Origin of the sequence: Streptomyces luteolifulvus (genome assembly GCF_008806595.1) — a bacterium.
GTDB classification, from domain to species: domain Bacteria; phylum Actinomycetota; class Actinomycetes; order Streptomycetales; family Streptomycetaceae; genus Streptomyces; species Streptomyces luteolifulvus.
In genome coordinates this window covers 1-15,320 of record NZ_VZRB01000045.1, presented here as the reverse complement: position 1 = coordinate 15,320, position 15,320 = coordinate 1, and the positions used below count along the sequence as shown (strand labels likewise).

Below are 15,320 nucleotides of genomic sequence, written 5' to 3'. Positions count from 1 at the left end.
CCGGCGGCTGCTCCGTTCGAGTGGTGCGCCGCCCGGGGCGGTCGTAGCGTCGTACCGGGACGAAGGCCGGTGCGGGGCCATGCGTCTGTGGACAGGCGGGAAGCGGACATGCGCAGACATACGCTGAGGACAGCCGTGGCCCTGTGTTCCGCCGCACTGCTCGGAGCGGCCGTCAGCACGGCCTGCGCCGCTCCGCCGGCCGCGCAGGCCGTGCGACAGCAGCCCAGGGCGCCGGTGCTCGTCGACTGCTTCTGGCATCCAAAGGTCCGTCCCGCCGACTTCATGCTCGCTTGCGGTGACGGCAACAGCCGGCTCACCTCCCTGCAGTGGACCAAGTGGAACGCGCACTCGGCGACGGCCCGGGGCCTCAACCTGGTGAACGACTGCAAGCCGTACTGCGCGGCGGGCAGATTCCACACGTACCGGGTCGATGTGCGCCTCGACCACCCGCGGCCCTGGAAGAAACACCCCCAGCTGCAGCACTACACCCGGATCAGCCTGACCTACCCCGACGGCCGGCCGGAGAGCTTCACGCGCGTGATGACGTATCCGCTGTGGGACTGAGCGGCCGGGGAGCCGGCCGGGGCGGCGTCAGCCTCGCTGCGGAGGCCGCCTTGTGCGGTGGGCCTCGTCCTTGACGAGCAGCGACAGCAGCGCGGCCACGGAGAGGCCGGCCTCGGCGGGGTGCCGCAGGACCTTCTCCGGTTCGATCCGGTAGGTGTTGCTGCGTCCTTCCCGGGTGTGCGACAGAAAGCCACCCTGCTCCAGATCAGAAATGATCTTCTGGACGGCACGCTCCGTGAGCCGGCAGTGCGCGGCAATGTCTCTGATACGCGCGCTCTGATTGTCGGCAATGGCGGCCAATACGCGTGCGTGGTTGGTGATGAACGTCCATCCCATGTGCGGCTGAGGCACTCCATCCATGAGCGCATTATACGGCTACGGGTTCACGTAACCAAAAGACTGAAATTTGTTTCATGTATCTGTTGACGTGTTCGGTGGGGGTGAGCGAGCTTGGAGGGGCAAGGGACGAGCACTCCTGGGGAGAGGCGGCCATGCCGGAGCCGGCGAACTCTGCACCGTCCGGGAAGAGGGAGGACGTGTCCGCGCGGCACACCGAACCGACGATCACCACATGCGCCGACGGCGACCGCGTGATCGTCACCGTCCGCGGCGAACTCGACCTCGGGACCGACCAGCGGCTGCGACGCGCGCTGCGCTCCGCGCTGTCCCGTTCGGTCCGCGGCATCGATCTGGACATGGGCGGCGTCGAGTTCTGCGACTGCTCCGCCCTCAACGTCCTGCTGAGCATCCGGCAGCAGGCCCTCGCACAGTCCAAGACAGTCAGGATCGAAGCCGCCGGGCCCGTCGTCGAGCGGGTGCTCACGCTCACGGACACCCGGCCGCTGTTCACGGCCGCGGACCTGGACGATGCCGCGGACACGGACGATGCCGCGGAGGGCGACCGGGGGCCGGGCCCCGCGGAGGAGGACCTGCGCATCGAGGTGGTGCAGCTGCGGCGGGCGATGCAGACCCGGCCGACGATAGACCTGGCCCGCGGCATCCTCATGGCCGCCTTCGGTCTCGATCCCGACGATGCCATGACCGCGCTGGTCACGGCCTCCCAGAACACCAACACCAAGCTGCACCACCTGGCCCAGGATCTGGTGGACGCCACGAATGGCTCTCCGCTGCCGGAGTCGGTGCAGAAGGAACTCTCCACCGCGGTGGCGAAGGTGAGCACGTCCCCCGTGTCCGACGAGGACGGCTGAGTCAGCAGACGCGCCAGGCGTACGCGTCCGCTTCGGCCGCAGCAGTACGAGCCGAGACCGACGGCACCGGCACCCGTCCGCCGTCGGCCCTCGCCCCGTCCGGTGCAGCAGCACCCGGAAATCGCCGCTGTCCCTGCTCTACCAGGTGCGCTCCGGGGCCGTCGTGGCGCATTCTTGCTGTGTCGCCCGCTGTACGGCGCACGGACGAGGTAGGGCCGATGACTGGGAGCGCCGAGGACGGACACCCGCAGCCCGGGCGGCTGGCGGAGCTGCTGATCGACGCCTCGACACAGGCGGTCAGCGCGGCCGGCGGCCACACGGGAGGGGTCTATCTGCGATCCAGCACGCCCGGACTGCTGCGTCTGGCCGTGCTCGAAGGCCTGCCCGGGCCGCTGTTCCGCCCCTGGTGGCGGGTGCATGTCGACCGTCCGTTCCCGCCCGCCGACGCCCATCGGCTGGGCGTGGAGGTGGTCCTGCCGAACGTCACGGAGACGATGCGGCGCTACCCGCAGTTCGCGGCGGGCCTGCCCTTCCAGTTCGGCTCCCTGTACTCGCCCGTCGTGGCCGGATCGACCTCCTACGGCGTACTGACCGTGCTGCGCCCCGCCGTGTCGGACGCCACCGAGCTGCTGTCGGAGCGTGAGCGCCTGGCACGGCTGGCCGAGGATCTGGGCGAGGCCCTGCGGAGCCTGGAGGGCCCCGACGGGCCGGCGGTCGTGTGGGACGGCGAGCCGCTGTGCCTCAGGCCGCCGGCCAAGCGCCGTGAGACCGGGCGTGTCGGGCGCTTCACCTGGGATCCGGCGACGGCCGCCGTGACCGTGGACGAGCATCTGCCGGTCCTGCTGCACGTGGAGCCGGAGACCCTCACGGGGTCCGTTCAGGCATTCGCGGACGCGGTCACTCCCAGCGAGGCGCACCGGGTCCTGACCGCGCTGCGGGAGACGGCCGCCGGTACACCGCCGCTGCTGCCGCTCTACCTGCGGGCCGGGGACGGCCGGAACGTGCTCATGGACCTGTGGAGTGCGCACGACACGGCCACGGCCCGGACCGTCCCACCGCCCGGTGCGCGCCCGGTACGGGGCTTCGTCCTGGATCCCGGGCCGGGCCCGGCGGCCGACGCGGCGGCCGACCTGCTCCCGGACGGTGTGCTGTCCCTGGACCGGATGGGACTGATCGTCTACGCCAATCCGCGCGCCGCCGAACTGCTGAACCGTCCGCGGGCCGAGCTGTTCGGCCGGCCCCTGTGGGAGGCCGTGCCGTGGCTGCGCAGGCCCGACGCCGAGGATCATCTGCGCAGAGCACTGCTGTCGCCCGACCCGGTGCACTTCGACGTACAACGGCCCGCGGCCCAGGACGCCGAGTCGGAGTCGTCCCCGTACGGCGGAGGGTGGGTGACCCTGTCCGTGCATCCCGGCCCAGATGTCCTGACCTGCACGGTCCGTCCGGCGAGCCGTATGGCGCACGCCCCCGCCGAACCGGCCCCCGCTGCCGGTGAGGCCGGGGACACCAAGGCGGAGGACGACGGCCTGCCCCCGCACGCGCCGCTGTACCGGCCCATCGTCCTGGCCATCGCGCTGACGGAGGCGGTCACCGCCCGCCAGGTGTCCGCCGTCGTCGTCCGCGAGCTGCTGCCGGCGTTCGGCGGCCGCCGGCTGGCCATCTACCTGCTGCAGGAACGGCATCTGTACCTGGCGTGGGAAACCGGCTTCCCGGAGGGTTTCCTCGCCCCGTTCGACGGCGTGGGACTCGACGAGCACCTGCCCGGCGTGGAGACGCTCTCGACCGGCCGTCCGCTCTTCTTCGAGTCGATGGAGCAGCTGTCGGCCGCCTACCCGGGCATCGCGCTGGACGCGACGGAGGGGGCCCGCGCGTTCCTGCCGCTGATCGCCTCCGGCCGTGCCGTCGGTTCCTGCATCCTCGGCTTCGACCGGCCCCGCGGTTTCAGCACCGAGGAACGCACGGTGCTCACCGCCCTCGCCGGGCTCATCGCCCATGCCATGGAGAAGGCACAGCGGTACGAGACCGAGACCGCGCTCGCCCGCGGTCTCCAGCGCGCCCTGCTCCCCCGGCGGCTCGCGGAGCACCCGGAGGTGGAGACCGCCGGCCGCTATCTGCCCGGCACCGAGGGCATGGACGTGGGAGGCGACTGGTACGACGTCATCGAGGCCGGGGACGGGCTCGCCCTGGTCATCGGCGACGTACAGGGCCATGGCGTGCAGGCGGCCGCCACCATGGGCCAACTGCGCACCGCGGTACGGGCGTTCGCGCTCGGCGACCGGCCGCCCGACGAGGTGATGAGCAGCACCAACCTGCTGCTCATGGACCTCGATCCCGGACTGTTCGCGAGCTGCTGCTACATCCGTCTGGACCCGGTCACCGGTCTGGCCCGCGCGGCCCGGGCCGGGCATCCGCCGCCGCTGCTGCGCGACCGGGAGGGCCGCACCCACATCCTCGATCTGCCCGGCGGGGTCGTGCTCGGCGTCGACGCGCAGGCCCGCTACCCGGTGACGGAGCTGGTGCTGGAACCCGGCAGCATCCTGGCGCTCTACACGGACGGGCTGGTCGAACAGCCCGGCGGCGACATCGACGACGGCATCACCGCGCTGCGCCTCGCCCTGGCCAGGGCCGGCGGTCCCGCCGTCCGCCCGGGCGGACGCTCTCTGGCGGGCGTGGCGGACCGGCTCACCGCGACCGCCCGGCACGCCACCGACCGCCCCGACGACATCGCGCTGCTGCTCGCCACCAGACGCACCAACTCCGGGGCGGGCTCGCGATGAAACGGACATGGCAGGCCCGCGCCGGCCTCACACCATGTGACGCCCCTCGCCTCGCGGGGCGCGGCAGTGTAGACATGGGCTCATGGTCCGACTAGTGGGTCGATCCGGAGCCCGGTCGACCGGTCGCCCCGGCACTCTCCTCCGTCGGCGGGCGCCCGAGCTCACCGACGACACACGAGAGCGGCGGACGCGGAACAAACCGCACGGTCAGTCGGGACGGAACGGGGACCGGGCCGCCCACGGACGGGCCACGGCAAGGGGCTCCGCGCTGCGGGGACGCAGCGTCGCCGGACAGGTGTTCCTCCTGCAAGTGGTGATCGTGCTGCTGCTGGTCGTGGCCGCGGTGGTGGCGCTGGTGCTGCAGGTGCGCCACGACAGCACACAGGAGGCCCGCAACCGGTCGGTCGCCGTGGCCGAGGCGTTCGCCAACGCGCCGGGCACCCGCGAGGCACTCGAAGGCCCCGACCCCACCGCCGTGCTGCAGCCGCGCGCCGAAGCGGCACGCAAGGCGACCAAGGTGGACTTCATCGTCGTCATGAACACCGACGGCATCCGCTTCACCCACCCCAAACCGGACCGTATCGGCAAGAAGTTCGTCGGAACCCTCGCACCCGTGCTGGCCGGCAAGACCGTGACCGAGCAGATCACGGGGACCATCGGACCGTTGGTCCAGGCCACCGTGCCCATCGAGGAACCGGACGGCAGGGTGGTGGGCGCCGTGTCGGCCGGCGTCACCCTGAAGAACGTGGGCGTCGCCGCGAACCGGCAGCTGCCGCTCCTGCTCCTCGCCGCCGCCGCGGCCCTCGTCCTGGCCACCGCGGGAACCGCCCTGGTGAGCAGGCGGCTGCTGCGCCAGACGCACGGCCTGGGCCCGCACGAGATGACCCGTATGTACGAGCACCACGACGCGGTCCTGCATGCCGTCCGCGAGGGCGTGCTCATCGTCGGCGGCGAGGGACGGCTACTGCTCGCCAACGACGAGGCACACCGCCTGCTCGACCTGCCCGAGGACGCCGAGGGGCGCCATGTCCTCGACCTCGGCCTCGCACCCGACATGACCGCCCTGCTCGCCTCCGGGCGGGAGGCCACCGACGAGGTGCACCTGGTCAAGGACCGGCTCCTTGCGGTCAACCAGCGGACCACCGACAGCCAGGGCGGCCCGCCCGGCGCCGTGGCCACGCTGCGCGACTCGACGGAGCTGCGGGCCCTGTCCGGCCGCGCCGAGGAGGCCCGGGAACGCCTCGACATGCTCTACGACGCCGGGGTGGGCATCGGCACCAGCCTGGACGTCACCCGCACGGCCGAGGAGCTGGCCGAACTGGCGGTGCCCCGGTTCGCGGACTTCGCCACCGTGGACCTGTTCGACGCCGTACTGAGCGGCGGGCAGCCGGACGTGTCGGGCAGCATGCACCGCACGGCGATGAGCGGGATCCGCAAGGACGCTCCCCTGTACGCGGTGGGCGAGCGGATCGCGTTCGTCGGCTCCTCCCCGCAGGCCCGCACCCTCACCACGGGCCAGGCCGTTCTCGAACCCCTGCTCGGCGACGCCCCCGGCTGGCGCGCACAGGACCTGGAGCGCTCCGCGCAGGTAGTGGAGTACGGCATCCACTCGCTGATCACGGTGCCGCTGCGCGCGGGCAACTCGGTGCTGGGCGTGGTCAGCTTCTGGCGTTACGACAAGCCCGAGCCGTTCGACACCGAGGAGCAGGCCCTCGCCGAGGAACTGGTCGCCCGGGCCGCGGTCTCCATCGACAACGCCCGCCGCTACACACGTGAGCACAGCATGGCGGTGACGCTGCAGCGAAGCCTGCTGCCCCGCAGTCTGCCCGAGCAGGACGCCCTGGAGATCGCCTACCGCTATCTGCCGGCTCATGAGGGTGTGGGCGGCGACTGGTTCGACGTACTGCCGCTGTCCGGGGCCCGGGTCGCCCTCGTGGTGGGAGACGTCGTCGGCCACGGGCTGCACGCCGCGGCCACCATGGGACGGCTGCGCACGGCCGTGCACAACTTCTCGTCCCTGGACCTCCCGCCCGACGAACTGCTGTCCCTGCTCGACGAGTTGGTCGCCCGTATCGACCAGGACGAGACGACGGACGGCGGCAGCGCCCCCGTCACCGGGGCGACCTGTCTGTACGCCATCTACGACCCGGTCTCACGGCTGTGCACCATCGCCCGCGCCGGGCATCCGCCGCCCGCCGTGATCCGCCCCGACGGCAGCGTCGACTTCCCCGACGTTCCGGCCGGTCCCCCGCTGGGGCTCGGCGGCCTGCCGTTCGAGACGGCCGACCTCGAACTGGCGGAGGGCAGCCGGCTCGTCCTGTACACCGACGGCCTGGTGGAGGACCGCGAGCACGACATCGACGTCGGGCTCGACCTGCTGCGCGCCGCCCTGGAACGGGCCGGGCAGTCGCCCGAGGACACCTGCCGGGCGGTCCTCGACTCCCGGTTCCCCGCCCGGCCGAGCGACGACGTCGCCCTGATCGTGGCGCGCACCCGGGCGCTTCCCGCCGACCGGATCGCCGAGTGGCAGGTGCCGTCCGACCCGGCGGCCGTCGGACGGATACGCGCCCTGACCACGCAGAAGCTGGCCGAGTGGGAGCTGGAGGAGCTGACGTTCACCACCGAGCTGATCCTGAGCGAACTGGTCACCAACGCGATCCGCTACGGCGGCGACTCCGTCCATGTCCGGGTGCTCGTGGACCGCAACCTGATCTGCGAGGTCTTCGACAGCAGCAGCACCTCGCCGCATCTGCGCTACGCGGCCATGACGGACGAGGGCGGGCGCGGTCTGTTCCTCGTGGCGCAGCTCACCGAGCGCTGGGGCACCCGCTACACGCCCGAGGGCAAGGTCATCTGGGCGGCGCAGTCCCTGCCCTGACGCCCCGGCACGTGACCGCCGGGCCGAAGACGTTCCGTCCGGCGGGCCCGCCGGTGAGCGATACCGGGCCGCCGCTCATAAAGGCGGCTTATGAGCTCATAGATGGGACCCGCGTACCAGCTTAGGCTTGCCTCAGCTTAGGCTTCCCGACGAGTCGCCTGTCATCGCTCGAAGGGAACCTGATCATGCCCCGCCCCCTGCGGGTAGCCATCGTCGGAGCCGGCCCCGCCGGGATCTACGCCGCCGACGCCCTGCTCAAGTCCGAGGTGGCCGCCGGACCCGGCGTGTCCATCGACCTCTTCGAGCGCATGCCGGCCCCCTTCGGGCTGATCCGCTACGGCGTCGCCCCCGACCACCCCCGCATCAAGGGCATCATCACGGCCCTGCACCAGGTGCTCGACAAGCCGCAGATCCGCCTCTTCGGCAACGTCGACTACCCGACCGACATCAGCCTGGACGACCTGCGCGCGTTCTACGACGCCGTCATCTTCTCCACCGGCGCGACCGCCGACCGGGCGCTGCCCATACCCGGCATCGGCCTCGACGGCTCGTACGGCGCGGCCGACTTCGTCTCCTGGTACGACGGGCACCCCGACGTGCCGCGCACCTGGCCGCTGGAGGCCGAGAAGGTCGCCGTCCTCGGCGTCGGCAACGTCGCGCTGGACGTCGCGCGCATCCTGGCGAAGACGGCCGACGAGCTGCTGCCCACGGAGATCCCGCCGAACGTGTACGACGGTCTCCAGGCCAACAAGGCCCTGGAAGTCCATGTGTTCGGCCGTCGTGGCCCCGCGCAGGCGAAGTTCAGCCCGATGGAGCTGCGCGAGCTGGACCACTCCCCCACCATCGAAGTCATCGTCGACCCCGAGGACATCGACTACGACGAGGGCTCGATCGAGACCCGGCGCGGCAACAAGCAGGCCGACATGGTCGCCAAGACCGTGGAGAACTGGGCCATCCGCGACGTCGGCGAGCGCCCGCACAAACTGTTCCTGCACTTCTTCGAGTCGCCGTCCGAGATCCTCGGCGAGGACGGCAAGGTCGTCGGTCTGCGTACCGAGCGCACCGCCCTCGACGGCACCGGGAACGTCAAGGGCACCGGCACCTTCAAGGACTGGGACGTCACCGCGGTCTACCGCGCCGTCGGCTACCTCTCCGACAAACTCCCCAAGCTGCCCTGGGACATCGACTCGGGCACGGTCCCCGACGCGGGCGGCCGGATCGTCCAGGAGTCCGGCGAGCACCTGCAGTCCACGTACGTCACCGGCTGGATCCGGCGCGGTCCGGTGGGCCTCATCGGCCACACCAAGGGCGACGCCAACGAGACGGTGGCCAACCTTCTGGACGACTACGCCAACGGGCGTCTGCAGACGCCCGCGTCGCCCGAACTCGAGGCCGTGGACACGCTCCTGGCGGAGCGGAACGTCCGGTTCACCACCTGGGAGGGCTGGTACCGCCTGGACGCGGCCGAGAAGGCGCTGGGCGAGCCGCAGGGACGCGAGCGCGTGAAGATCGTCGAGCGCGAGGACATGCTCAGGGAGAGCGGCGCGTAAGGCTCTGTCCGACCCACGCCGACAGGCGCCGTACCGAACAGGACCCGCCCCAAAGCGGATGGTGGGCGGGCCCTGTTCGAGGGGCCATTGTGGCCGGTGGGCGGTGGCCGCGGTACGCGTGAACTGCTGTCGGCCGGAGTGGATCGCGCACACCCCGTGCGCGGAGCGCGGCTCCCGTGTGCGGCGGGCGCCGACGGTCCGTTTGCGAGGCGGTCGGCGTGGCGTGCATGGAGACCCGCGTCGCCGGGTAGGGTCTGCCGTTGCGCCCCCCTGACCGCCCTCCCGACGATCGATGTCGTCGCAGGTCCGACCCGGTTGGTCTGCCGCCGGGCCCGGCGACGATACTGGCATTAGCACGCGCCCCCGCTTACCGATGGACTCATGCCAAGCTCCTCCACCACCCACGCCACGATTCCCCCGACTGTCTGGCTGGGCCGCGGTCGCCATGCCGGGCCCGCCGCCGAAGACGTTCTCCGGCTCCGTCTGCAGCAGCTCAAGGACGAGGCCGTCCTCCACGACTTTCTCGAACCCCCCGCCGAGGACACCGCCGGCGAGCGGGTCTTCGAGGCGCGCTGGCTGGTCCCGGAAGCGGTGACCGTGCGCGCCCGGCTGAGCCTCGCAGCCGGTGCGGACGGTGGACGCGACTGGGTGCTGGTGGCGGAGGCCGAGCGTCCGTGGGACCCCCGCTGGCCCTCGCCCGCCACGATGTTCTGGCCCGAGACGCCGGACGAGGCCTGGGACCACGAGCCCGTCACCGGCCTGCGCTTCGGGGAGCTCAACCTCCTCCCCGAGGACGACAAGGACATGCGGCGCCTGTTCAAGGGCGCGGCGCGCGCAAGCTGGGCCGTCCATGTCGTCGTCCACGAGGCGATGACCACCGACCGGCAGGGCCGCAGGCCGCTGACCCGGCTGCTGCCGCCGAGCCTGCGCCACCGCGTGGTGGAGCACCGTGCGGCGCCGCACCAGTTCCGGGTCGTGAACTGGGCCCTGCGCGATCTGGGCGTGCAGATGCCGCGGGGCGGCGCCGTGGTCCTGCCCGGCACTCCCCGTGCATCCGGGTCCGGAGATCACGACTTCTCCGTGCGCAGTGTCTTCCTGGACGGCTCGGAGCCGGTCGAACTCATCGACATGGTGACCCGCTTCGCCGTCTCGCCCAGGCCCCTGCCCCAGGGCGCCGACGACGCGGTCACCGCGCTGCGGGAACAGTGGCACCTGCTGACGCTCGAGGAGGAACTCGATCGCGAGCGCAAACTCGTCACCATGTACGCCGAGGCGCTGGAGGCGATGACGAAGTCCCGTGACCTGTACCGGGAGGCCGCCGAACGGGCCAACGAGGCGCTGGCCGCCTACCGCGAGTCCGCCCAGGACGCCGACACGGCCGCCCGCCCCGTTCCTGCCCAGGCGGGCTCGCCGCTCCAGCAGCTCACACGGACCTTCGAACGGCTCAAAGGCGCCCGTAGGGAGCCGCCCCGCAGCTGAGGAGCGGCAGGCGCCAGAACATCGCTGCCCGGGAGCCGTCCGCCAAACCCGTCGCGGGTCGGCGGACGGGGGCGCACAGGAGCGTCCACTCTGCGCCTCCTGCCCCTGCCCCACTCGGGTGATCCAGGGCCCCGTAGGCCTGCCGGTGTCGTGAGCGGGAATTCGACTAGTAGCGCCTAGTAGCGCCCGCCGCACGGCGCATCGGCATGAGGGAGGGTGGCTGTGGACTCGGTCACACTTTTGATCGTCGCCGGGGTCCTCGCGGCCCTCGCGCTGGCCGTCGCCGTCGGGGTCCTCCTGCGGCTGGTCCGAGCCCGGCGCGGGCTGCGGGCCGCCGGCCTTCCGACGGGGCCGCGCTGGGTCTTCTGGGGCGCTCTGCTGTACTTCGTGCTGCCTGCCGACCTGCTTCCCGACCCCGTGTACCTGGACGACATCGGTGTCCTTCTCCTCGCCCTGCGCACCGTGCGCGGCTCCGCCGAAGGACGCGACGGCGGTGCACCGGACCGACTTTGATTACAGAAAGTAAGGAAACCAACCACCCGTTCGATTCGTATAAGTATGTAGAAGCCGAAGGAAGTCGGCGGACCGGACGGGGGTCCCAGTGGGAGCACCGCCCGACCGAAGCAGTACCGGCAAGGGGAGTGACGATGCAACCGTTCGCGCTCAGTTACGCACGTCCGGCAGCGGAGTTGGAGTTCGTGGTTCCGTATGTCTACGACTCCGGGCGGCAGTTGAACGTGCTCTTCGACGGACGGCCGGCCGCCGGCGACCACGCACTGCTGCGAGAACTGGCGACCACGACCTCCACCGCGGGCTCAAAGACTCACTTCGACGACTGAACGCGGGACCGAGCACATGACCGTGTTGATTCTGACCTGTGAAGAGGACGTGACCGCCGACATGGTGGTCGTGCACCTGAGCGCCTCCGGCGTCCCGGTGGTCCGGCTGGATCCGGCGGACCTGACCGGTGGGGTCGCCCTGTCCGGCGAGTATGTGCACGGCGCCTTCCGCGGTCATCTCTCCGCCGCGGGGCGCCTGGTGAGCATCGGCGGACTGCGGTCGGTCTGGGTGCGCCGCCCCGGCCCCGCGGCCGGGCGGGCGGCCGAGCCCTCGGCCTGGCTGACCGAGGAGTCCTCGCAGGCGCTCTACGGCATGCTCCGCGGCTCACAGGCCCGCTGGATGAACCACCCCGACGCGGCCCGCCGCGCCCGTCACAAGCCCTGGCAGCTCCGTCTCGCCCAGCGCTGCGGCCTGCCCGTGCCGGCCACCCTGATCACGACCTTCCCGCAGGCCGCCCGCGAGTTCGCGGCCCGCTACCCGGACCTGGTGGTCAAGCCGGTCTCCGGCGCCCACCCGCAGGACCCCCCGCGGGCAGTGCCGACCAGCCGGGTCGCCCCGGAGACGGACTTCTCCGCCGTCGCGTTCGGCCCCACCCTGCTGCAGCGCAGGGTCGCCAAGCGGGCCGACATCCGGCTCACCGTCGTGGGCGAACAGCTGCTGGCCGCCCGCAAGGCGACTCCCGCGGATGCCGACCCCGACGAGGTCGATGTCCGTTTCGCCTCCGCCGCGACGCCCTGGCTCCCCGCGGACGTACCGCACCGGGTCGCCGAGGCCGTCCTCCGGTACATCCGTGAGGCCGAACTGGCCTACGGCGCCTTCGACTTCGCCGAGGACTCCGACGGAACCTGGTGGTTCCTGGAGTGCAACCAGTCGGGGCAGTTCGGCTTCGTCGAGGTGGAGACCGCGCAGCCGATCGCGCGCAGCATCGCCGAGTGGCTGGCCGGTCCGGGCCCGGACCGCCGGGACCACATCAACGGGACGAACACGACGGTTCTCTGACGGGTCAGAACGACCGCTGGCCGGGCGCCGGCGGCAGGGCGGCGCGCTGCCACCCCCCACCCGGCGACGACGGGCGTTCCGGGGCGAGGGCGGGGCCGAGGGACTGCAGCGGTCGCATGACGTACTCCAGCTCCCTGTTCACGCGCTCGGCCTCCCTGCGCACCTGGGCGGGGACGTCGCCGCGCTCCGCGACGAGTCGGTCGTAGATGGGGGAATCCTGGAACACCCGGGGACGCGCCTTTCCTGTCGTGGCCCATGCGGCATGGGCACGACCGTCAAGTGTAGGGGCCGCGCCACCCTTGGGTGGGACTTCCGTGGGGGCGCTTGACGGCGACGGGGGGTGTGTGGGCGGCCGGTGCGGCGGCCGCCCACCGGGTGGATCACACGGCCAGCAGGTCGCTCTTCCCGTCCGGGCCGGACGCGGTGGCGGTGGCGCGTCCCGCGGCGAGCAGTACGGCGTCCGCCGCGGCCACCGCGTCGTGGACACTTGTGGTCCCCATGGTTACGCACAGCGTGTAGCTGACGTCGTCCAGTTCACGTGCCGCTGCCACGTTCTCCCGCTGCGCCTGAGCGATCCGCAGCGATGCGTACCGCGTCAGGAGCTCCCTGACGACCTTCGGGTCCGGAACGAGCACGAAGCGCCCCTCTCTCGAGTTTTCGCACCCTATGCCCGGGTGGCGGCGAACCATTCGCAACCGGCGGGCGGCGACACACGTTTGGCGCAATGCGGCTGCCTGGCGTCGCTTTCCCGTCCGCCGGACGCCGGGCCGCTACTCGCCGAGCGCACGGGCGAGCTCCGTGGTGGCCCGGGCGATCTCGGTGTCCTCCTCGTCCATCAGCCGTCGCAGGACCCCGCGCCGGTCGTGGACCGCCTGCCGGGCCGCGCGCTCCCACACCACGGGGTTCTCGCTGCGGTGGAGAAGCTTGGGGTAGACCGCGGCCGTGGTCTCCCACTGCCGGGCGTCGGCGATGCTCTTGAGCAGTTGGATGACCTCGGCTCGGCAGGTCACCTGGGGAAGCTGGGCGAGTTCCCACAGGAAGGGCACCGTGGCCGCGGTGGCCTGCTCCACGACGAAGCCGTACTGGCAGATGCGTTTCCTCAGATCGTCGAGGGCGGCCCGAGCGGTCTCGGGGTCGCCGCAGGCGACCGTGCCGAGCAGCAGGGGGATGGCCGCTGCGCAGCCGGTGGAATCCTGGATCTCGCGCCACGGCACCCGGTCCAGGGCCATGAGGGGCGTGGTCCGCGCCACCCCCTGGTGCGGCACGGTGTGGTCGGTGCGCTCGGTGCTCGGCTGGTGCGTCGGAGCGGTGCGCATGGCGTGGGGCCTTTCCGCGGCGGACATGTCAGGGAGGAGAGAAGGCCGACAACCCGACCCACGCGGGGTCGGAGACGGCGAGCATCAGAGGGAGGGGATCGAGATCAGGCAGTGATGACACGCCATCTCCCTGATGCGACGTCAATGCGGCGCGCCATCCGCGGGTTGACGCCACGGCTATTATCCACGCTGAAGGCGCCCGCGTGCAATTGCACGAGAAATTGCGCGCCAGAAGGGTGGGGCGCGGAACGTGAACAGCAAGGAGACTGCGGTGCCACCAGTGCAGAACGGAGTGCGGGCGAGTTCTCTCGACGCCCGCTGGACCAAGAGCCGGCACAGCAACGCCGAGGGCAACTGTGTCGAGGTGGCCGCCCTGACCGGCGGCGGGATAGCCCTGCGCAACTCACGCGACCCCGACGGTCCCGCCCTCGTCTACACCCCGGCGGAGGTCGCGGCCTTCCTCGCCGGCGCGAAGGAGGGCGAGTTCGACCATCTGCTGTGACGGCCGCACCGGCCGCCACCACCGAAGCGGAGGTCAACTCCCCATATCTGTACGGATGATGCGATGTGGCCCGGCAGGGTGCGATAGTGTGAACGACCTCTGTGCCAGCCAGCTGGGAGTCAGGATGTCTGCCGAGTTGCATCGCATCTCCCGCCTGGAACCGTACCTGGAGCGTCCCGAGCCCGCGCCGACCCTGCTGAAGATGCTGGTCGGTGTGCAACTGGCGGGCTTCCGCGAGGATGCGGGGTACGCCCAGGACCAGGCGGCCCGCTCCCTCGGCTTCAGTGCGGCGAAGCTGTCACGTATCGAGTCGGGCAAGAGCCGCCGGCCACCGGCGGAGGCCGACGTCCGCGCCCTGCTGCGGCTGTACCGCACGGACGACTACGAGGCCTCGGTCCTGCTCAAGCTGCTGCGGCGCGCAGGCGAGCCGGGCTGGTGGCAGCGCTACGACAAGCGGCTGATGCCGGAGTGGTTCGACCGGCTGGTCGGACTGCAGGAGGCGGCCGCCGCGATCCGTACGTTCGAGATCCAGTACGTCCCCGGCCTGTTGCAGACCCCGGCCTACACCGAAGCCGTGGTGCAGCGCGGGCTGCCCACCGCGCCGGCGGCCGAGGTCCGGCGGCGCGTCGAACTCCGCACCCGGCGTTCGCTGCTGCTGCACAAGGCGGACGCCCCGCAACTGTGGGCGGTCATAGACGAGTCCGTTCTGCTGCGTGTCCTGGGCAGCCGCGACATCATGCGCGAGCAGCTCGCGCATCTCATCGACATGGCCCGGCGTCCTCATGTCACCGTGCAGGTCGTGCCACTGGATGTGACCAACGCGTCGGCCCCGGCGATACCCGTCACCTATCTGCGGTTCGGCGGCCTCGACCTGCCCGACGTCGTCTACTTGGAGCACATCCGCAGCGCCAACTTCCTCGAGGACCGCGACGAGACCGAGGAGTACCGGGTGGCCCTGGACCGCCTCGCCGACGAGGCCCTGACACCCCGCGAGTCGCTGGAGCTGCTGCGCGAGACGATGGAGAGCCGCTACGCGGCACGCTGACCGCAGCCGCGTCGGCCGCGGTCAACCGCAGTGCTCCGCCTAGATGATCTATTCCAAGGGGTCAGTGATCGTAGGCGATCAGTGAGCGGTGGATCGGTTGCCCGCTCTGGTCGTTGTGCCAGATGGCGGCAGTGAGGGCGAGAATGCGCTGCAGAACACGGA

Annotated in this window: 15 protein-coding genes and 1 pseudogene; 11 read left to right on the top strand and 5 right to left on the bottom strand. The window is 71.4% G+C overall.

All coding sequences use genetic code 11. The features are described 5' to 3' along the window. Positions 1-108: 108 nt before the first annotated feature. Entirely contained in the window at positions 109-564 is a 456-nt protein-coding gene (locus F7R91_RS37070) for a hypothetical protein (protein ID WP_150957572.1), read from the top strand. A 27-nt stretch (positions 565-591) separates the two neighbouring features. Here the strand turns inward: F7R91_RS37070 and F7R91_RS37065 are convergent, their stop codons facing one another. Beyond that, positions 592-924, bottom strand: coding sequence for a helix-turn-helix transcriptional regulator (locus tag F7R91_RS37065; protein WP_150957570.1), 333 nt, complete (start codon positions 922-924; stop codon positions 592-594). 131 nt (positions 925-1,055) lie between these two features. Between F7R91_RS37065 and F7R91_RS37060 the strand changes: the two genes are divergently transcribed. The 8 genes from F7R91_RS37060 (at position 1,056) to tgmB (ending at position 12,295) form a co-directional block, all read left to right on the top strand. After that, the gene (locus F7R91_RS37060; RefSeq protein WP_150957568.1) at positions 1,056-1,772 is read left to right on the top strand and encodes an anti-sigma factor antagonist; all 717 of its coding nucleotides are present in this window, start codon (positions 1,056-1,058) and stop codon (positions 1,770-1,772) included. A 218-nt stretch (positions 1,773-1,990) separates the two neighbouring features. Next, the gene (locus F7R91_RS37055; protein WP_150957566.1) at positions 1,991-4,549 is read left to right on the top strand and encodes a SpoIIE family protein phosphatase; all 2,559 of its coding nucleotides are present in this window, start codon (positions 1,991-1,993) and stop codon (positions 4,547-4,549) included. Between the two features lie 82 nt (positions 4,550-4,631). Next, complete coding sequence (locus tag F7R91_RS37050) at positions 4,632-7,427, top strand: SpoIIE family protein phosphatase/ATP-binding protein (RefSeq protein ID WP_150957564.1); 2,796 nt, start codon at positions 4,632-4,634, stop codon at positions 7,425-7,427. Between the two features lie 185 nt (positions 7,428-7,612). Further along, a complete protein-coding gene (locus F7R91_RS37045) occupies positions 7,613-8,977 on the top strand; it encodes an FAD-dependent oxidoreductase (RefSeq protein ID WP_150957562.1) in 1,365 nt (454 codons plus the stop codon). A gap of 381 nt (positions 8,978-9,358) precedes the next feature. Then, positions 9,359-10,456, top strand: coding sequence for a hypothetical protein (locus F7R91_RS37040; protein WP_150957560.1), 1,098 nt, complete (start codon positions 9,359-9,361; stop codon positions 10,454-10,456). Between the two features lie 222 nt (positions 10,457-10,678). After that, positions 10,679-10,969 carry a YkvA family protein gene (locus F7R91_RS37035; protein WP_150957558.1) on the top strand — a complete coding sequence of 97 codons (291 nt, stop codon included), beginning with the start codon at positions 10,679-10,681 and terminating at the stop codon, positions 10,967-10,969. A gap of 134 nt (positions 10,970-11,103) precedes the next feature. Then, entirely contained in the window at positions 11,104-11,295 is a 192-nt protein-coding gene (gene tgmA / locus F7R91_RS37030) for a putative ATP-grasp-modified RiPP (protein ID WP_150957556.1), read from the top strand. A 16-nt stretch (positions 11,296-11,311) separates the two neighbouring features. Continuing rightward, positions 11,312-12,295, top strand: coding sequence for an ATP-grasp ribosomal peptide maturase (tgmB, locus tag F7R91_RS37025; protein WP_150957554.1), 984 nt, complete (start codon positions 11,312-11,314; stop codon positions 12,293-12,295). A gap of 4 nt (positions 12,296-12,299) precedes the next feature. Here tgmB and F7R91_RS37020 read toward each other — a convergent pair whose 3' ends face one another. The 3 genes from F7R91_RS37020 to F7R91_RS37010 form a co-directional block, all read right to left on the bottom strand. Next, the gene (locus F7R91_RS37020) at positions 12,300-12,521 is read right to left on the bottom strand and encodes a hypothetical protein (protein WP_150957553.1); all 222 of its coding nucleotides are present in this window, start codon (positions 12,519-12,521) and stop codon (positions 12,300-12,302) included. 154 nt (positions 12,522-12,675) lie between these two features. Further along, entirely contained in the window at positions 12,676-12,930 is a 255-nt protein-coding gene (locus tag F7R91_RS37015) for a DUF5133 domain-containing protein (RefSeq protein ID WP_150957550.1), read from the bottom strand. 135 nt (positions 12,931-13,065) lie between these two features. Continuing rightward, positions 13,066-13,611 carry a hypothetical protein gene (locus F7R91_RS37010; protein WP_150957621.1) on the bottom strand — a complete coding sequence of 182 codons (546 nt, stop codon included), beginning with the start codon at positions 13,609-13,611 and terminating at the stop codon, positions 13,066-13,068. A gap of 271 nt (positions 13,612-13,882) precedes the next feature. On the opposite strand from F7R91_RS37010, the gene F7R91_RS37005 reads away from it, so the two are divergent. Together F7R91_RS37005 and F7R91_RS37000 are read left to right on the top strand one after the other, a co-directional pair. Next, positions 13,883-14,113: a DUF397 domain-containing protein gene (locus F7R91_RS37005; RefSeq protein WP_150957549.1), complete on the top strand. Its 231-nt coding sequence runs from the start codon at positions 13,883-13,885 to the stop codon at positions 14,111-14,113. A gap of 124 nt (positions 14,114-14,237) precedes the next feature. Next, the gene (locus F7R91_RS37000; RefSeq protein ID WP_150957547.1) at positions 14,238-15,158 is read left to right on the top strand and encodes a helix-turn-helix domain-containing protein; all 921 of its coding nucleotides are present in this window, start codon (positions 14,238-14,240) and stop codon (positions 15,156-15,158) included. 61 nt (positions 15,159-15,219) lie between these two features. Here F7R91_RS37000 and F7R91_RS43320 read toward each other — a convergent pair. Then, positions 15,220-15,320 (bottom strand): annotated as a pseudogene (locus F7R91_RS43320) (IS982 family transposase); the annotation flags it as partial.